Consider the following 17,570-nt stretch of genomic DNA (forward strand, 5'->3'; position numbering starts at 1 on the left):
CCGGAGCCGCCGGTCGCGTTGTGCGGTGAAGACCTCCGCGGTCGCCGAGGCATAGGAACGAGGGTTTGGTGGCCAGGGCCGGGATCGAACCGGCGACCTTCCGCTTTTCAGGCGGACGCTCGTACCAACTGAGCTACCTGGCCCGGAAGGCACCGCTCGGGCGTAACCCAGATGCCTCGCCGCAATGGCGACCCTGACGGGACTCGAACCCGCGACCTCCGCCGTGACAGGGCGGCGCGCTAACCAACTGCGCCACAGGGCCTTGCTTGCGTCCCATCGTACGGGTCGCTGCGTGTACCCCCTACGGGATTCGAACCCGCGCTACCGCCTTGAAAGGGCGGCGTCCTAGGCCGCTAGACGAAGGGGGCCCAGCCGAATCTCTCCGGGGTACTCGCAACGCGATGACGTTGGGAGCTTCGATAGCTTAGGTTATCGGCACCGGAATCCTCAAACGAGGGCGAGATCGGTACCCAGTATCCTGTTCAACCGAAGCCCCTCTAGCTCAGTTGGTAGAGCTGTGGACTTTTAATCCATAGGTCGTAGGTTCGAGCCCTACGGGGGGCACTGAGGTAAATTCCGGCCATGACACGTCACCGTGTCCGCCGGCTCACCACCCGCACCCTGGTGGCACTCGCCATAGCGGGGGCCATTGTGGCGGGTGTCGTCGTGGTCGCAAACATGCCGATCGTGTCGAATGCCTGGTCCGCCGCGACAGAGCCGGCGTATGTGATTCCGGCGGAGTCGTCGATGTGGCGCTTCACACCGACTCAGATGAATCAGGGCTCCGGCGACTGGTGGGTCTACGGACAGGACGACCGCAACTACTACTACTTCACGGGGCAGGGAGAACCGCCCTACCTCGTCATGCCCAGAGCCGAGGCGACGGCGTGCGCCGGATTCGAGAGCACCGACCATCGCACCTGGTGTCGTTGACCGACCGCCTCGCAGCAGCTGACAAGCGGCACAATTACATTCAGGGCGTTACCGCCGAATCAGACCTGCGGACAGTAGAACTGTGGCTGGCCCCGGTACTCGACCGGTGGGAGGTTGCGCGCCGGCGTCTCGACCAGCGGGGCGTCCACCGGCAGCCGACCTGTCGCGCGGTCGATCGCAGAACGCTTGCGCGGGTGCATCAGCCACCGCTTGGGCAACACCTTGGTGGCCAGCGTCACGACATCGCAGAAGCGGCGGTGCAGCCACTCCTGGCGGGGTGACCAGTCATAACCCATCAACTCCCGAACCGGCGGATCGTAGAGGGCGACGGTCATGAATGTCAGAAAGCGTTGCATCACTTGGAGGTTCAGCCGCCACAACGGATCAGGAATCCACTCCAGCGACGGGTGCTTGGGCATCGTCGAGAGATCCATCACCTCCCGGGCCGCCCAGTTGTTCTCCAAGACGTTGTGGCACATGTGATCCCAGTACGCCTGGAATTCTTCCCACGACTTGGGCACCGGCCGCATGCTCATCCCGTACATGCGGTACCAGGTGATGTGTTCGTCGAACAACTGCCGCTTCTGCTCTTCGGTCAGCCCGCCACCGAACTTCTCGGCGGCCAGCAGCGTGGACTTGAAGAACGTCGCGTGCGCCCAATAGAAGACATCGGGGTTCAGCGCGCTGTAGCGTCGGCCGCGCTCGTCGGTGCCCTTGATGCCGATGTGGTAATCGCGGACCTCCGCGCCCGTCTTCGGCGCGCGATCACCGTCGAAGACCACCCCGCCTATGGGGTAGATCGAACGCAGCAGGCGCGGAATCCGCTCCATGAAGAAGATCGAGTGCTCCTGCACGGCGGCACCCAACTGCGGGTGCATGTTCTGCATCGAGCCCGCCCAGGTGCCCTGGAACAGGCCGGTCCACTGACCGAAGTACCGCCACGTCAGCGAGTCGGGGCCCAGCGGCAACGGTGGCGCGTCGTAACCGCCTGAGGTCACCGGGCAGCCCGCCGCCAGCGAGGACGCGTCCTGCTGCACTTCGGACGGGCGCCGCTCCCGGGACACGGGGCACGTTTCAGACGTATCTTGAGTCACTGGTGTACTTCCGTCCGGAGGTAGATTCTGACTACGGGCGTTGTCATACCGAGCTTAGGAGGGATGTGCCTTCGGGTCAAAGACGGGGCCGATGGTCGGGCGTGCCGTTGCAGGACCGTCAGATGCTTCGCCGCGACGAACTCATCGCCGCGGGAGTGGAACTGCTCGGCGCCGCCGAGGGCCCGTCCCTGACCGTCCGCGCCGTGTGCCGGGCGGCCGGGTTGACCGAGCGCTACTTCTACGAAAGCTTCGCCGACCGCGACGAATTCGTCCGCGCCGTGTACGACGACGTCTGCGCAAAAGCCATGTCCACCTTGACGTCGGCCGAAACCCCGCGCGACGCCGTCGAACGGTTTGTCGCCCTGATGGTCGACGACCCGACCCGAGGCCGCGTCCTGCTGCTCGCGCCGGCCAGCGAGCCCGTGCTGACGCGCTCAGGCGCCGAGTGGATGCCCAGCTTCATCGAGTTGCTGCAGCGCAAGCTCACCCGCATCACCGATCCCGACCGGGCGGCGATGGTGGCCACCGGGCTGATCGGGGCCCTGACCGCGTTGTTCACCGCCTACCTCAACGGCAGGCTGGCCGCCACGCGAGAACGCTTCATCGACTACTGCGTCGAGATGCTGCTCGGCCGGGTGTCGAGCTACTAGACCGGCCTACTCGTCGGGCGTGACCGGCGCTTCCAGCTCTTCCTGCTCCTCGTTGGCAGCTTCCTCCTCGGCCTTGGACTTGGCCGCCCGCCCGAGCGGATTGGCCACCGACGCACCGGGATTGGTCGCCGTCGCGTATCCACCCGCACAGTTCAGCGCGAGGTGGACCTGACTGCCGGACTCGGCGATGCGCAAGAACGACGCGTCCCACGCATTGGTGACGATGCAATCGCCGAGGTCGAGTTTGTCGCCCACCCGGGCGGCGACCACGGCCGTGTCACCGCCCTCCTCGATGGCCGAGACCGCGTCGGAGTAGGTCTGCCCCACGACGTCCGGGGCGGCCGCCGCCGTCGCCGTGCCGAACAGAGCCATCACCGGCACCGCGGCACCGACCGCGCCGATCCCCAACATTCGCTTTCGCATCCTCTGCCCGCCTCCGTGAGTGTGCTCCGAGGCGGGCGACGTGCTGCCGTCCACCCCGGGCGTGGATTCCACGCCACCTTCACGGGGTTGTGTGAACGGAGGGATGCGCCGACGTTGACGCCGGGTGAAAACCGTTGAGGACTATGAAGACTGCGTTAATTGTCGGGAGTGACGGGCGATTCCAGCTCTGACAGTTCCTGCTTCTCGGCTTCCTCTTCGGCCTTGGACTTGGCCGCCCGCCCAAGCGGATTGGCAACGGAGGCACCGGGATTGGTGGCGGTTGCGTACTCGCCTGCGCAGTTCAACGCCACTGACATCTCGCTCTCGTCGGCCTGGCTGATCCGCAGGAACGACGAGTCCCAGATGTTGGTGACGATGCAGTCGCCGAGGTCCAGTTTGTCACCGACCCGAGCGGCGACCACCGCTCTGCCGCCGGCGTTCTCGATCTGTTCCTGAGCGTCGGAGTACTTCATGCCCACGACGCTGGGAGCGGCCGAGGCGGTGCCCGAGCCGAAGAGAACCGCCGATGCGGCGCCAATACTCATCGCCGAGATGAAACCGATGGAGATGATCTTCTGCACGTGCCCCAACCTCCGTGTCCGGGCGATGACCGCCGCGTTAACGCTGGTGGCAGTCTATTGCGGTTCGGTATACATCGCCACCGGAGGGAAGCGCCGGTTTTTAAGGCCCGGACCTGCGAGGACTCAGTTGTTCGGAGTCACGGGGGCGGCCAATTCCTGCTCTTCGAGCATCGCCGCCTCGCGCGCCGCCTTCGCTTGCTGACGTTGCTGCGCGGCCTTGGCATCGCGGCCGACCGGGCTCATCGCGGAGTTGCCCGGCGCCCCGGGCGCGGCGACCGCGGCATTGCAGTTCAACGCCACCATGACATCGCTGTTGGAGACCGGGCGGCCCCGCGAGTTCGGCCGGCGGACCGCGGCATCCCACGCGTTCGTCACCAGGCAGTTGCCTTCGTCGGCGCTGCTCCCGACCCGCGTCGCGACCACGGCGTTGCCGCCGTACTGCTGGATGATCTTCTTGGCGTCCTTATAGGGGCGGTCGACGACGTCGGGGACCGCGGCGGCCTGGCCCGCTCCCGCGAGCGCGGTACCCGCCGCTACCGCAGCAACCGCCGCGCCCGCCCACAGATGCCGCAACTTGAGCAACGCCCGTCCTCCGAGTCTCCAGAAATTCCGGGCTTAGATGTTTGCCCGACGGGGATACTACAACGACAGATGCGCCTCGTGTGGCGGTTGTGACACTGTTGCCCGGAACTTGATGTCACCGGGGGACACAGATATATTGAGTGCAACCAACGGGTACAGATAACTAACCGGGTGGGCTCTCGCACGCGAGAAGGAGTAAGGATCAATGCACGAGAACTTGACTGACCTACATCTGCTGCATGAGCTCGAGCCTGTCGTCGAGAAGTACCTCAATCGGCATTTGTCGATGCGCAAGGACTGGAATCCGCACGACTACATCCCGTGGTCGGACGGCAAGAACTATTACGCGCTGGGCGGCCAGGATTGGGATCCCGAGCAGTCGCAGCTGTCGGAAGTTGCGCAGGTGGCCATGATCCAGAACCTGCTGACCGAGGACAACCTACCGTCGTATCACCGCGAGATCGCGATGAACATGGGCATGGACGGCGCCTGGGGCCAGTGGGTGAACCGGTGGACGGCCGAGGAGAACCGGCACGGCATCGCGCTGCGCGACTACCTCGTCGTCACCCGTTCGGTCGACCCCGTACAACTGGAGCAGCTGCGCGTCGAGCAGGTCACCCGCGGCTTCTCCCCCGGCCAGAACCAGCAGGGCGACCTCTTCGCGGAGAGCCTCTTCGACTCGGTCATCTACGTGACCTTCCAGGAATTGGCGACCCGCGTCTCGCACCGCAACACCGGCAAGGCGTGCAACGAGACCGTCGCCGACCAGCTGCTCGCGCGCGTCTCGGCCGATGAGAACCTGCACATGATCTTCTACCGGGACGTCAGTGAAGCCGGCTTCGACATCGCGCCCGACCAGGCGATGCATTGTCTGCACCGCGTGCTGCGCAACTTCAAGATGCCCGGCTATACGGTTCCGGAGTTCCGCCGCAAGGCGGTCATCATCGCCGTCGGCGGCGTTTACGATCCGCGCATCCATCTCGATGACGTGGTGATGCCGGTGCTCAAGAAGTGGCGGATCTTCGAACGCGAAGACTTCACCGGCGAGGCCGCGCGCATGCGCGACGATCTGGGTGTGCTCGTCGAGGAGCTGGAGGAGGCCTCGCAGAAGTTCGAGGAATCCAAGCAGCGTCGCCTCGAGCGCGAGGCCCGCAAGGCCGAGAAGCTCTCCGCGAAGAAGGTCCTGGCCTCCTCGCCCTCATGACGGTTCTGGCCGACGAGCGCGAACTGCTGATCGGCCCGATACGGCTCCCCAGCCCGGTCGTACTGGCGCCGATGGCCGGTGTGACCAATGTCGCGTTCCGCACCCTGTGCCGCGAACTCGAGCTGGCGAAAGCGGGCACGGTCAGCGGCTTGTACGTATGCGAAATGGTGACCGCTCGAGCCCTCGTCGAGCGGCATCCGGGGACCATGCACATGGTGACGTTCGCGCCCGACGAGACCCCGCGTTCGCTGCAGCTGTACTCGGTCGACCCCCAGAACACCTACGCCGCGGCCAAGATGATCGTCGACGAGGGGCTCGCCGACCACATCGACATGAACTTCGGCTGCCCGGTGCCCAAGGTCACACGGCGCGGCGGGGGTGCCGCCCTGCCGTACAAGCGCAGGCTGTTCGGGCAGATCGTCGCCGCCGCGGTCCGCGCGACCGAAGGCACCGACATTCCTGTGACGGTGAAGTTCCGCATCGGGATCGACGATGCGCACCGCACCCATCTGGACGCCGGCAGGATCGCCGCCGACGAGGGCGCCGCGGCGGTCGCCCTGCACGCCAGGACCGCAGCTCAGCGCTACTCCGGCAAGGCGGACTGGGACCAGATCGCGGCGCTCAAAGACCACGTCACCGACGTACCCGTGTTGGGCAACGGCGACATCTTCGAGGCCTCCGACGCGTTGGCGATGATGTCGGCCACCGGATGCGACGGCGTGGTGATCGGGCGCGGTTGTCTCGGCAGGCCCTGGTTGTTCGCCGAACTGTCGGCCGCGTTCACCGGACGTCCTGCGCCCACACCGCCCACCCTCGGCGAGGTGGCGTCGATCATCGTGCGCCACGGCGAACTGCTGGCGGCCCATTTCGGCGAGGACAAGGGCATGCGCGACATCCGCAAGCATGTCGCCTGGTATCTGCACGGATTCCCGGCCGGCGCCGATCTTCGACGGGCGTTGGCGCTGGTCAAGTCGCTTGCCGAGCTCGAGGAACTGCTCGGCAGGCTCGATGCCGACGTGCCCTTCCCCGACGCCGCGACCGGTCCCCGCGGGCGCCAGGGTTCGGCTGCGGCGGTCGCACTGCCCGAGGGGTGGCTGGCCGATCCCGACGACTGCACGGTGCCCGCCGGTGCCGAGGTCATGCACTCCGGTGGATAGCCGTCTCCCAGTCGTCTCCGTCCTGAGACGACTCTGACATCACATCTCTCAGGATGTCTCAGTACGATATGAGTCTCGTTCGTAATGCGCTCCCGTCGCGGAGTCACCCAGGTGCTGTAGCAATGGCGCGCGGCACCGTGTTCGCCCCTGAGCTGCACGTGTTGAGAGTCGGAGGCCGGTAGGACATGAGTGACGGCGATAACGCCACTCCTGGCCCTCCCGACCCCACCGACGGGGACAACCGCTGGCTGACCCGCAGCCAACGGCCCGCTCCGGGCGCCGCGCCATGGGAGCGCGCGGACATTCCTCACCGGCCGGACCCGTCGGAGGCCGACGCCATCGAGGCCGAGTCCACGGGTAACCACACCGACGGCGTGACCGTCGCCGACCTCATCGCCAAACTGTCCGGCGACGATGCGGTGCCGCCGGAACTGCGCCGTCGACGCCGCCGCGAACCCGAACCTCCCCCACCACCGGCACCACCCACCGAGATCATCGCGGCGGTGCCCGACGAGCCGGCCGTCCCGGACGAACCGGCGGAGCTGTACCAGCCTGAGCCGCTGTATGAGCCGGAGCCACCCGCCGACAGCGGGGACAACGACTGCGACACCGAGATCCTGCCCGTCGTCCACGCCGATGCCGAACTGCCCGACCTGGCGCTCGTTCGCAGGCCCAGCAGGGTGCCCGCGGCGCACGCGGTCACCGCGCGCAGGCCATCGAAGCCCCGCAAACGTCGGCGCCGCACGCTGATCGCCGGACGCGCGCTTGCCGCGCTGATCGCGGTGTTCGCACTCGCGCTGACCGGCGGGGCCTGGCAGTGGCAGTCGGCGAAGAACAACATGATGAACCGGATCTCCGCGCTGGACCCCGACTCCCGCGACATCCTCGACCCCAACGCGCAATTCGGAGACGAGAACTTCCTGATCGTCGGTGTGGACAGCCGGCTGGGCGAGAACAGCGACATGGGCGCCGGCACCACCGAGGACGCTGCGGGGGCGCGCTCGGACACCGTGATGCTGGTGAACATCCCGGCGAACCGGGAACGGGTTGTGGCGGTGTCGTTCCCGCGCGACCTCGCGATCGAACCGATGAAGTGCGAGCCGTGGGATCCCCAGACCGGCAACTACGGTCCGATCACCGATCCGGACTCGCCGATGTACGGGGCCGAGGAGGTCTACACCGAGTACAAGCTGAACTCGGCGTACGCCGTCGGCGGGCCCAAGTGCCTGGTCAAGGTCATCCAGAAGATGTCCGGCCTTTCGATAAACCGTTTCATGGCAGTGGATTTCGCTGGGTTCTCCAAGATGGTGGACGCGCTCGGCGGAGTCGAGGTGTGTAGCACCACGCCGATCGAGGACTACGAACTGGGAACGGTGCTCCCCAACGCGGGCCGGCAGCTCGTCGACGGGCACACGGCTCTTCAGTACGTGCGCGCCCGGCAGGTGACCACCGAGACCAACGGCGACTACGGGCGGATCAAACGCCAGCAGCTGTTCCTGTCGTCGCTGATGCGCTCGATGATCTCCAAAGAGGTCTTCTTCTCGCTGTCGAAGCTCAACAACGTGGTCAACATGTTCATCAACGACAGCTACGTCGACAACATGGACACCAAGGACCTCGTCACGCTCGGCCAGTCGATCCAGGGCATCGCCGCGGGCCGAATCACGTTCCTGACCGTACCGACCACGGGCTACATGGACGAGTACGGCAACGAGCACCTGCGCGAAGAAGACACCCGGGCGATCTTCGACGCGATCATCAACGACGCTCCGCTCCCCGAGGAGAAGAACGCCGACAACACCCCGGTGCCCGGGACGCCCGAGTCGTCGACCAACCCCCAGCCCGATTCGGCCACGCCGACCCATGACGCCGCACCCTCGGGTGAGCTGGTCGACGCGATCACCACGAACCCGGCCGACATCACGGTCCAGGTGTCCAACTCCACCGGGGAGAACGGTCTCGCCGCGACCGCGGCCAGCGAACTGCAGACCCACGGTTTCAACGTCACCTCCCCCGACGACTACCCGGGTCCGCTGGATTCGACGACGGTGTTCTTCTCGCCGGGCAACGAGGAGGCGGCGGCGACGGTGGCGTCTTCCTTCGCCAACGCCAAGGTGGAGCGAACGACGGGGATGGGCGACACCGTGCGCGTGGTGCTGGGCAGCGACTTCCACACCGTCACCCCGCCCTCACCGAGCGGGTCCCCGGTCCAGGTGCACGTCGTGCGCGGAACCAGGAGCACCCCGACGCAGCTCCCTGAGGACCTCGCGGTCACCAACGCAGCCGACACCAGCTGCGAGTGACCGCAACGGTCACAACGTTTCAGCAGGTGGGGTTCACCTTTCGTTCACCGCTCGCTTCATGCCGTTTCGGTGACGATGCCCGTAGGGTGGATGCATGCGTACTGCGTATCACGAGCAGTTGGAGGCTCTGACCACCCAGCTCGGGGAGATGTGCGGGCTGGCGGGCGCGGCGATGGAACGCGCCACCCAGGCCCTGCTGCAAGCCGATCTCGTGCTGGCCGAACAGGTCATCACCGATCACGAACAGATCGCCGCGATGAGCGCACGGGCCGAGGAGTCGGCGTTCGTACTGCTCGCGCTGCAGGCGCCGGTCGCGGGCGATCTTCGGGCCATCGTCGGCTCGATCCAGATCGTCGCCGACGTGGACCGGATGGGTGCGCTGGCACTGCACGTCGCCAAGATCGCCCGTCGCCGACACCCCCAGCATGCGCTGCCCGAGGAGGTGAACGGCTACTTTGCCGAGATGGGCCGTCTCGCGGTGGAATTGGGCAACAGCGCCCAGGAGGTCCTGGTGACCCGCGACCCGGAGAAGGCCGCCCGCATCGGAGAAGAAGACGATGCGATGGACGACCTGCACCGCCACTTGTTCACGGTGTTGATGGATCGGGAGTGGAAGCACGGCGTGGCGGCCGCGGTGGACGTGACCCTGCTCGGCCGCTTCTACGAACGCTTCGCCGACCACGCCGTCGAGGTCGCGCGGCGGGTGATCTTCCAGGTCACCGGTAAGCACCCCGCCGAAGTGGATGTCCCCGCGTCGCGCTGACGCGGGTGTCCGGGGAGTCAGCCGAAGCGCCCGGAGATGTAGTCCTCGGTCGCCTTCTGCGTCGGGTTGGAGAAGATCTTCTCGGTGTCGTCGATCTCGATGAGCCGGCCGGGCTTACCCGTCGCCTCGAGGTTGAAGAACGCGGTCTGATCGCTCACCCGTGCCGCCTGTTGCATGTTGTGCGTGACAATGACGATCGTGAAGTCCTGCTTGAGTGTGGCGATCAGGTCCTCGATCGCCAGCGTGGAGATGGGATCGAGTGCCGAGCACGGCTCGTCCATCAACAGCACGTCGGGTTGTACGGCGATCGCGCGGGCGATGCACAGCCGCTGTTGCTGACCACCGGAGAGGCCGCCGCCGGGCTTGTCCAGCCGGTCCTTGACCTCTGTCCACAGGTTGGCCCCGCGCAGAGACCGTTCGGCCACCTCGTCGAGTGTCTTCTTGTTGCGCACACCCTGCAATTTGAGGCCGGCGACCACGTTGTCGCGAATCGACATGGTGGGGAAGGGATTCGGACGTTGGAACACCATGCCGATCGTCTTGCGCACACCGACCGGGTCGACTCCCGCGCCGTAGATGTCCTCGCCGTCGAGCAGCACCGAGCCCTCGACGCGCGCACCGGGGATGACCTCGTGCATGCGATTGAGCGTTCGCAGCACCGTTGATTTTCCGCAGCCCGACGGGCCGATGAAGGCGGTCACGTTGCGGGGCGGGACCGCCAGCGAGACATCGGCGACGGCGTGAAAAGCGCCGTAGAAGATGTTGACGTCCTTGAGATCCAAGCGTTTGGCCATCGAAATCTCCTAAACCTTCTTGGGGGCGAAGATCTTCGCGAGGAACCGCGCCCCCACGTTGAGTAAGGCGATCAGCAGGATCAAGGTCAGGGCGGCTCCCCACAACCGATCCGTGGGAACGGGATTCGCGCCCGCACCCGCCGAGGTCTGGTCGTACATCATGCCGGGCAGTGAACCCATGAAGCCATCGAACATGTCGAAGTTCATCGCCTGCGAGTAACCGACGAGGACCAGCAGAGGCGCGGTCTCACCCATGACGCGAGCGAGCGCCAACATGATGCCGGTGACGATGCCCGACAGTGCGGTCGGAATCACAATGCGGACAATGGTTTTCCACTTCGGCACGCCGAGGGCGTAACTGGCTTCGCGCAGGTCCATCGGCACGATGCGCAGCATCTCCTCGGTCGCGCGCACGATGACCGGAATCATCAGCAGCACCAGGGACAGCGACACCGCGAAGCCGGACCGCGGGAAGCCGAACGTCGCCACCCACAGCGCGTAGATGAACAGCGCTGCGACGATCGACGGTACGCCGGTGAGGATGTCGACCATGAACGTCGTCACCTTGCCGAAACGCGTTCCGCCACCGTACTCGACGAGATAGATCCCCACGAACACCCCGATCGGAATCGAGATCGCCGCGCACACCAAACCCTGCAGCAGTGTGCCCACGATCGCGTGGTACGCGCCGCCGCCGGCCGCAAAGGCCGTCATACCCGCTTGTGAGTGCCAGAACCACTGCGGCGAGGTCAGCGCGTTGAAACCTTTGACGATCACCGAGTAGAGCACCCACAGCAAGGGAACCAGGGCGATCAGGACGCTCAGTGTGACCAGGATCGTGGCGAGGTTGTTGGTCATCTTGCGCCGAAGGCTCACCCCCTGGAAGGTGGTCGCCTTGACCGGGCGGTCCAGCGTCGACGTCATTTCTGAGCCTTCCCCGCGACCGCGGCACGCGCCAGCGAGTTCACCACGAAGGTCAGCACGAACAGCACCAGGCCGGCGGCGATATAGGCGCCTGCCTTGTACTGATCGTTGAATTCGCTTGCCGTGGCGGCGATCAGGCTCGCGAAGGTGTAGCCGCCGTCGAACAGCGACCACCCGAACGCCTGCTGCGTTCCGCGCAGGATGATCAGCAGCGCGATGGTCTCGCCGAGCGCACGACCGAGGCCGAGCATGGCACCGCTGATGTAACCGGACATACCGAACGGCAGTACGGTCGTGCGCACCACCTCCCAGCGCGTGGCACCCAGGGCCAGTGCCGCCTCGATCTGTCCCCGGGGCGTCTGAATGAACACCTCGCGCGTGACCGCGGTGATGATCGGAAGGATCATCACCGCCAAAACGATGCCCGCCGTGAAGATCGTCCCGCCGCCTGCCACCGACGCCGTCCCGGTTTTGAAGAGAAACAGCCAGCCGAGGTTCTCGTTCAGCCACAACGCAACCGGTTTCAACACCGGGGCCAGGACGTACAGCCCCCACACGCCGTAGATGATCGACGGCACCGCCGCCAAGAGGTCGACCATGTATGCCAACGGACCCGCGACCCGCCGCGGCGCGTACTGGGTCAAAAAGATCGCGATGCCAAGGGCCACAGGCATCGCCAGAACGAGCGCGAACACCGACACGAACACCGTCACCTGCAGCAGGTCGAGGATGCCGAAGTGCATCGCCGACGTGTCGGTGGTCTTCCAGGTGCCGCCGTAGAGGAAGAAGTTCTCCTCGTTGCGCGCCAGCGCCGGAATCGCCCGCCACAGCAGGAACGCCCCGATGGCCACGATCAGCGCGACGATGAAGGCGCCCGAGCCCTCCGCCAGCCCGCGGAAGATGCGGTCGCCGAGACGCTCTTTGGCGTTCCTCGACGGATCGCTGCTTATCGGAGTCGGCTCGGGAAAGGGGGAAGCGAGTGCTTCACCCGATCCCGCGTCGGACGGATTGGGGATTGTCACCTCGAGCCTATCGGTCATCGGTCCAAGGACCCATCCTCACCGTATCCGCGGCGACGCGCCACGAAACTAGGCAATCGCTTCGATGGACGTCAGCAGCCGCTCCTTGAAGCGGTCCGGCAGCGGCACATAGCCCGCGGGCGAGAGGTTCTGCTGACCGTCGTTCGCCGAGATCGTGAGGAACGACTTGACCGCCGCGGCGGTTTCGGGGTCGTAGCCCTTCGAGCAGACGATCTCGTACGTGGCGAGCACCAACGGGTAGGCGCCGGGCTCCTTCGTGCCGTACAACGAGTCCAGATCCAACGTCAGGTCGTTGCCTTCCGCGGCGAACGTCGCAACATCGATCGCCTTCCTGGCCGACTCGTCGGTCAGCTCGACGGGGCCTGCACCACTGTCGATTTGGGCGAACGGCACACCACCCTGCTCGGCGAAACCCTTCTCCACGTAGCCGATCGATCCGCCGGTCGCCTGCACGGCCTGCACGACACCTGCCGACTTCTGGGCGCCTTCGCCGGCACCGCCCTGGAACTCGCTGCCGTCCCCCTTGGTCCAACTCTGGGGGGCCGCCGCGGCGAGGTACTTCTGGAAGTTGTCGGTGGTGCCCGAGGAGTCCGACCGGTAGATCGGCGTGATGTCGCTGTCCGGCAGGTTGGTTCCGCCGTTGAGCGCCGCGATCGCGGGATCGTTCCACTTGGTGATCTGTCCCTGGAAGATCTTCGCGAGCAGATCGGCGTTGAGAACCAGCTTGTCGACCCCTTCGATGTTGTAGGCCAACGCGACTGGGCCGAAGACCAGCGGAAGGTTCCATGCCGGGTTGCCGTCGCAGCGCTGGGCGGCCTGCTGGATCTGATTGCCGGACAGAGCCGAATCCGATCCGGCGAAGTCGACCTGACCGGCGATGAACTGCTCGCGTCCCGCGCCCGATCCGGTGGGGTTGTACGACAGGTTCTTACCCGGGCAGTGCTGACCCCAGACCTTGTTGAACTCGGCGATGGCGTTCTGTTGAGCCGTCGAACCCTCGGCGGTGACGGAGTTCTTGCCGCCGCACTCGGCGGACGCCGCCGCACCGTTGCCGCCCGTGGTCGCGGTGGTACCGGCGTTGTTGTCGCTGCCACACGCGGACAGGGCCAACGCCGCGACCGCGGCCACCGAGAACGTGGCCAGCAGCGAACTGGAGGGCGCCTTGCCAGGGTTGAGCTTCACGAATCCCACTTTCGAATTGGACGGGCTTGACCTCCTGGCAACGTATGCGGCGCCGGTGCACGGTTCGCGGATGACAGGTGAACGGGCGGTGAACACGTTCAGTTGGTAAGCCGTGCTTTCCCAGCTAGCGCTGGGACCGCTGCGCATACGCGGCGTCGACCGAGAAGACCGTGAAGCCGAGCTTTCGGTAGGTGTTCACCGCCGCGGAGTTATCTGCCTCCACGTAAAGCATCACGGTGGGATCCGCACTCGCCGAAAGTCGCTCGGCGAGATGATGCAGACCCGTCAACGTCAGCGCCGCACCCAACCCGCGCCCCTGGGCCGACGGGTCGACGCCCACGACATAGACCTCGCCGAGGTCGGCGTCGTGGATCTTCGTCCAGTGAAATCCGAGCACCTCGTCGCTGTCCACATCGACGGCCAGGAACAACCCGTGAGGGTCGAACCACGGCTCGCCGCGGCGCTCGGCGATGTCGGCCTCCGTCCATCCACCCTGCTCGGGATGCCAGACGAAGGCCGCGTTGTTGACGCGCAGCAGCGCGGCGTCGTCTTGCGGACCGGAGTACGTCGTGATGCGGACACCGTCGGGCACGGGTGTGGGCGGCAGGTCGGTCAGCGGACGCCGCATCTGCAGGAGTTCGCGCACCACGGTCAGCCCGAGCGAGGACGCGGTGGCGCGTGCCGCCTCCAGGTTGCCGTGCGCCCACACGCGCGCGTCGCCTCCGCCCTCGGCGAGGCCCATGCGCACCAGGGCCGCGCCGACCCCGCGACGCCGCGAGCGCGGATGCACGACCGCCTCGGCCATCGCGGGCTCGTCCTGCCCGGCGAGGTTCAGATAACCGACGATGTCCGCGTCGTCGCGGGCCACCAGGTGACGGGTGCGGTCGTGCGGCAGTTCCCGCAGCACCTGCTCGCCGACCGGCGCGACGCCGTCCGCAGCGGTGGCGGCCTCGATCAGGTCATGGATGCGACGCTGCTCGTCGCCGGAGAGTTCGGTGCGCCAGAGAAGTTCCGTCACGGGCTTCGCAGCGGGTCGGCCAACGCCTCGGCGATGCCGTCCGGCGTCTCGAGCTCCACGCTGTCGATGTCGTCGGGCACCACGGCGTCCTGGGCGGGCGCGCGACCGCGGGCCGGACGCACCGCTTTGTAGCCGACGTTGCGCACGGTGCCGATCAGCGATTCGTACTCGGGGCCGAGCTTGGCGCGCAACCGTCGCACGTGCACATCCACCGTGCGGGTGCCGCCGAAGAAGTCGTAACCCCAGACCTCCTGCAACAGCTGCGCGCGGGTGAACACCCGACCGGCGTGCTGGGCCAGGTACTTGAGCAGCTCGAATTCCTTGTAGGTCAAGTCAAGGGGGCGACCGCGGAGTCGGGCGGTGTAGGTCCCCTCGTCGATCACCAGTTCGCCGAGGCTGATCTTGCCGACGTTCTCCTGGTTGGCCACCCCGCCGCGGCGCCCGACGAGCAGCCGCAGCCGCGCGTCGATCTCGGCGGGCCCGGTGCTGGGCAGCAGGATCTCGTCCAGACCCCACTCGACGTTGACGGCCACCAGGCCGCCTTCGTTGACGACGGCCACCACGGGCACCGAGGTGCCGGTCGTGCCCAGCAGCCTGCACAGCCCGCGAGCCGCGGCGAGGTCGGTACGTGCGTCGACGATCGCGACGTCGGCGCTGCCCGCCTCCAAAAGCGACGAGACCTCGGTCGGTGCGGTCCGCACGGTGTGAGCCAACAGCGACAGCGACGGCAGCACCGACTCAGGCTGTGGGTCGACTGTCAATAGCAGTAGATCCAACTGGCCCTCCAACAAGCCATAGGGACCTCGCCTGGACATCTTTGTCGGTCGGTGACTTCCCAGATTCATGCTCGACATCCGCCCGTTACCGGGGCGATGATTTTCTAACGATAGCGCGCAACCCGCTCATCAGCTGCGTCGAACGTAACGTTGAACCCGCCGTGGGCCAGAATGTGCGGGTGCGCAAGCTGCTGCTCGGGGTGTTGGCGACGCTGCTGGCGGCTGCCCTGTGCGCCGTCGGGGCCGATTTCGGGGCGGCGATCTACGCCGAATACCGGCTGGCCAGAAGCGTGCGCACCGCCGCTGACCTGCAACACGACCCGTCGGTGGCGATCCTCGGGTTCCCGTTCACCACTCAGGCGATGGACCGCCAGTACGACGAGGTCGAGATCAGGGCCAACGGCGTCGACAATCGCGTGGTGGGCAAGGCGTCGTTGGAGGCGACGCTGCACGAGATCGATCTGCCCGGCGATTCGTGGCTCGTCGGGCCCGACGCCACGCTGCAGGTCGGCAAGGCCGAAAGCCGCATCATCATCGACTCAACACATCTGGGCCGGTTCATGGACATCCCGGATCTGCTGGTCGAGGCGCCGACCGGAGAGAGCAACGACGCCACGGGCGGCACCACCGAATCGGGTATCTCCAGTAGCAAGGGCGTGGTGTTCACCGGAACACCCGCCAAAGCCGACTTCCACGACAGGGTGAGCATCGCAGTGGACCTCGAGGTCGCCGGACCCGACCAGACGACGCTGGTGATGACGGCCACCGGCGTGCTGACCGGCCCCGGCACGGCCGACCAGGAGGTGCCCGAGGACAAGAAGGGCGCCGTGCTGGCCGCGTTCACCGCGAGCCTCCCCGGTCAGAGGCTGCCGTTCGGGCTGGCGCCGACGGCGCAGGGGGCGCGAGGCTCCGACATCATCATCGAGGGCATCGCCGAGGGAGTATCCGTCGCGCTCACCGAGTTCCATCTGTCATGAGCTCGTCCTGGGTGCTGGCGATCACCGTCCTCATCGCGGCGCTCGGCGTCGCCTATGTGATCGGGCGGCTGCTCGCGCTTCGATCGGGCCTGCGCACGGCGAGCGAGAAGGCGGCAAACGTCGACACCAGCGACCTCGGCCTGTCCTCGACCGGACCGACGATCGTGCACTTCTCCGCCGAGTGGTGCGGACCGTGCGCCGCGGTGCGCAGGGTCGTCGACGAGGTCTGCGCGGACCTACCCGCGGTGGCGCACCTCGAGATCGACATCGACGCCAACCCGGAGGCCGCGCGGCGTCTTTCGGTGCTCTCGCTGCCCACCACCATCCTGTTCGACAGGCACGGCCGGCCCCGCTACCGGACTCACGGCGTCCCCAAGGCCGCTGACCTGCGCTCGGCTCTGGAACCGCTGTTGGCTTGATCACCGTGTCGATTGGTAAGCTGTCCGGCGTGTCCGCCCGCCTCGAGCCGATGCTCACCAAGCGCCGCGCAGTCGATCTGTGCCGCGTCGCGGGTTCTTGCTGTTGTTGTTGCAGCTGCTGAGTAGCCGCGCCCTTCTTCGCGCCGCACTCGGGAGCGACCCATGTGGTCTTTCCCGTTTCAGCCCAGCCCGACCCGATGACCGCAACAGGAGCACATGAATGCCAACGACGGATATGTCGAGAACACCAGCCCGCACGCCCGACCTGGTCGACGTGCGCGGACCGCGGTTCAGCGCATGGCTCACCGCCGTCGTGCTGGTGGCGACCCTGCTGTTGTGGCCGGTGAGCCCGGCGGCTTCGGCGGCTGTGCTGGGCGCCCAGGCCGCGGTGTTCGCGATCGGGGCACGGCGCGGGCCGAGGTCGCATCCCTACGGCCTGGTCTTCGCCCGTTTCGTCGCGCCGCGGTTGGGGCCCGTCAGCGAGAAGGAACCGGTGGCGCCGCTGAAGTTCGCCCAGTTCGTCGGGCTCGTCTTCGCGGTGGCCGGCGTCGTCGGATTCGCGACCGGCCTCGGGCTGCTCGGTCTGGTCGCAACCGCCTTCGCACTGGTGGCCGCGTTTCTCAATGCGGCCTTCGGCATCTGCCTGGGCTGCCAGCTCTACCCGTTCGTCACGCGCGTTCGAAGGAACACAAGCGCACCACCATCACCCGCATAGAACTTCAAACCTGAAGCAACCGAAAGGATTTCCTC

Annotated in this window: 20 protein-coding genes and 4 tRNA genes; 11 read left to right on the plus strand and 13 right to left on the minus strand. The window is 66.5% G+C overall.

What is annotated here, in order from left to right; genetic code table 11:
* Positions 1-66 precede the first annotated feature (66 nt).
* From AU072_RS13780 to AU072_RS13790, 3 genes are all read right to left on the minus strand, one after another.
* Positions 67-143, minus strand: a tRNA-Phe gene (locus AU072_RS13780).
* Positions 144-185: 42 nt separating this feature from the next.
* Positions 186-262: transfer RNA gene (locus tag AU072_RS13785), tRNA-Asp, on the minus strand.
* A 33-nt stretch (positions 263-295) separates the two neighbouring features.
* Positions 296-368 (minus strand) — tRNA-Glu (locus AU072_RS13790).
* A gap of 123 nt (positions 369-491) precedes the next feature.
* On the opposite strand from AU072_RS13790, the gene AU072_RS13795 reads away from it, so the two are divergent.
* Together AU072_RS13795 and AU072_RS13800 are read left to right on the plus strand one after the other, a co-directional pair.
* Positions 492-564, plus strand: a tRNA-Lys gene (locus AU072_RS13795).
* 18 nt (positions 565-582) lie between these two features.
* Positions 583-933: a hypothetical protein gene (locus AU072_RS13800; protein WP_064414294.1), complete on the plus strand. Its 351-nt coding sequence runs from the start codon at positions 583-585 to the stop codon at positions 931-933.
* Positions 934-992: 59 nt separating this feature from the next.
* Here the strand turns inward: AU072_RS13800 and AU072_RS13805 are convergent, their stop codons facing one another.
* Entirely contained in the window at positions 993-2,027 is a 1,035-nt protein-coding gene (locus AU072_RS13805) for an oxygenase MpaB family protein (protein ID WP_064414295.1), read from the minus strand.
* A 65-nt stretch (positions 2,028-2,092) separates the two neighbouring features.
* On the opposite strand from AU072_RS13805, the gene AU072_RS13810 reads away from it, so the two are divergent.
* Positions 2,093-2,677 (plus strand): TetR/AcrR family transcriptional regulator, encoded by a 585-nt coding sequence (locus AU072_RS13810; protein WP_064414296.1) that lies wholly within the window; start codon positions 2,093-2,095, stop codon positions 2,675-2,677.
* Between the two features lie 6 nt (positions 2,678-2,683).
* On the opposite strand, the gene AU072_RS13815 is transcribed toward AU072_RS13810, so the two are convergent.
* The 3 genes from AU072_RS13815 to AU072_RS13825 all read right to left on the minus strand — a co-directional run bounded on the left by AU072_RS13815 (position 2,684) and on the right by AU072_RS13825 (position 4,263).
* On the minus strand, positions 2,684-3,100 hold the full coding sequence (locus AU072_RS13815; RefSeq protein ID WP_064414297.1) for a hypothetical protein: 417 nt from the start codon (positions 3,098-3,100) through the stop codon (positions 2,684-2,686).
* Positions 3,101-3,255: 155 nt separating this feature from the next.
* The gene (locus tag AU072_RS13820) at positions 3,256-3,681 is read right to left on the minus strand and encodes a hypothetical protein (RefSeq protein WP_235629868.1); all 426 of its coding nucleotides are present in this window, start codon (positions 3,679-3,681) and stop codon (positions 3,256-3,258) included.
* Between the two features lie 123 nt (positions 3,682-3,804).
* Positions 3,805-4,263 carry a PASTA domain-containing protein gene (locus AU072_RS13825; protein WP_067395355.1) on the minus strand — a complete coding sequence of 153 codons (459 nt, stop codon included), beginning with the start codon at positions 4,261-4,263 and terminating at the stop codon, positions 3,805-3,807.
* A 205-nt stretch (positions 4,264-4,468) separates the two neighbouring features.
* On the opposite strand from AU072_RS13825, the gene AU072_RS13830 reads away from it, so the two are divergent.
* The 4 genes from AU072_RS13830 (at position 4,469) to phoU (ending at position 9,690) form a co-directional block, all read left to right on the plus strand.
* The gene (locus tag AU072_RS13830) at positions 4,469-5,467 is read left to right on the plus strand and encodes an acyl-ACP desaturase (RefSeq protein WP_064348081.1); all 999 of its coding nucleotides are present in this window, start codon (positions 4,469-4,471) and stop codon (positions 5,465-5,467) included.
* 23 nt (positions 5,468-5,490) lie between these two features.
* Positions 5,491-6,624, plus strand: coding sequence for a tRNA dihydrouridine synthase DusB (dusB, locus tag AU072_RS13835; protein WP_201028955.1), 1,134 nt, complete (start codon positions 5,491-5,493; stop codon positions 6,622-6,624).
* Positions 6,625-6,809: 185 nt separating this feature from the next.
* Positions 6,810-8,927: an LCP family protein gene (locus tag AU072_RS13840; RefSeq protein ID WP_064414298.1), complete on the plus strand. Its 2,118-nt coding sequence runs from the start codon at positions 6,810-6,812 to the stop codon at positions 8,925-8,927.
* A gap of 94 nt (positions 8,928-9,021) precedes the next feature.
* A complete protein-coding gene (gene phoU / locus AU072_RS13845; protein ID WP_064414299.1) occupies positions 9,022-9,690 on the plus strand; it encodes a phosphate signaling complex protein PhoU in 669 nt (222 codons plus the stop codon).
* 17 nt (positions 9,691-9,707) lie between these two features.
* Here phoU and pstB read toward each other — a convergent pair whose 3' ends face one another.
* The 6 genes from pstB to AU072_RS13875 all read right to left on the minus strand — a co-directional run bounded on the left by pstB (position 9,708) and on the right by AU072_RS13875 (position 15,424).
* A complete protein-coding gene (pstB, locus tag AU072_RS28600) occupies positions 9,708-10,484 on the minus strand; it encodes a phosphate ABC transporter ATP-binding protein PstB (RefSeq protein WP_064401853.1) in 777 nt (258 codons plus the stop codon).
* A 9-nt stretch (positions 10,485-10,493) separates the two neighbouring features.
* Entirely contained in the window at positions 10,494-11,408 is a 915-nt protein-coding gene (gene pstA, locus AU072_RS28605) for a phosphate ABC transporter permease PstA (RefSeq protein ID WP_064414300.1), read from the minus strand.
* Positions 11,405-12,448 carry a phosphate ABC transporter permease subunit PstC gene (gene pstC / locus AU072_RS13860; protein WP_064414301.1) on the minus strand — a complete coding sequence of 348 codons (1,044 nt, stop codon included), beginning with the start codon at positions 12,446-12,448 and terminating at the stop codon, positions 11,405-11,407. Before pstC ends, pstA begins: the two co-directional genes overlap by 4 nt.
* 48 nt (positions 12,449-12,496) lie before the next feature.
* Complete coding sequence (gene pstS / locus AU072_RS13865; protein WP_064414359.1) at positions 12,497-13,630, minus strand: phosphate ABC transporter substrate-binding protein PstS; 1,134 nt, start codon at positions 13,628-13,630, stop codon at positions 12,497-12,499.
* A 124-nt stretch (positions 13,631-13,754) separates the two neighbouring features.
* A complete protein-coding gene (gene mshD / locus AU072_RS13870) occupies positions 13,755-14,648 on the minus strand; it encodes a mycothiol synthase (protein WP_064414302.1) in 894 nt (297 codons plus the stop codon).
* The gene (locus AU072_RS13875) at positions 14,645-15,424 is read right to left on the minus strand and encodes a winged helix-turn-helix transcriptional regulator (RefSeq protein WP_064414360.1); all 780 of its coding nucleotides are present in this window, start codon (positions 15,422-15,424) and stop codon (positions 14,645-14,647) included. The genes mshD and AU072_RS13875 overlap by 4 nt, the downstream gene beginning before the upstream one ends.
* Positions 15,425-15,585: 161 nt before the next feature.
* On the opposite strand from AU072_RS13875, the gene lmeA reads away from it, so the two are divergent.
* The 4 genes from lmeA (at position 15,586) to AU072_RS13890 (ending at position 17,535) form a co-directional block, all read left to right on the plus strand.
* The gene (gene lmeA / locus AU072_RS13880; protein ID WP_235629870.1) at positions 15,586-16,401 is read left to right on the plus strand and encodes a mannan chain length control protein LmeA; all 816 of its coding nucleotides are present in this window, start codon (positions 15,586-15,588) and stop codon (positions 16,399-16,401) included.
* Positions 16,398-16,820: a thioredoxin family protein gene (locus AU072_RS13885; protein WP_064414303.1), complete on the plus strand. Its 423-nt coding sequence runs from the start codon at positions 16,398-16,400 to the stop codon at positions 16,818-16,820. Before lmeA ends, AU072_RS13885 begins: the two co-directional genes overlap by 4 nt.
* 29 nt (positions 16,821-16,849) lie before the next feature.
* A complete protein-coding gene (locus AU072_RS28950; protein WP_353612127.1) occupies positions 16,850-16,942 on the plus strand; it encodes an Ms5788A family Cys-rich leader peptide in 93 nt (30 codons plus the stop codon).
* Positions 16,943-17,040: 98 nt separating this feature from the next.
* A complete protein-coding gene (locus AU072_RS13890) occupies positions 17,041-17,535 on the plus strand; it encodes a DUF4395 domain-containing protein (RefSeq protein ID WP_064414304.1) in 495 nt (164 codons plus the stop codon).
* Positions 17,536-17,570 lie beyond the last annotated feature (35 nt).

Origin of the sequence: Mycolicibacterium novocastrense (genome assembly GCF_001499835.1) — a bacterium.
GTDB lineage: Bacteria > Actinomycetota > Actinomycetes > Mycobacteriales > Mycobacteriaceae > Mycobacterium > Mycobacterium novocastrense.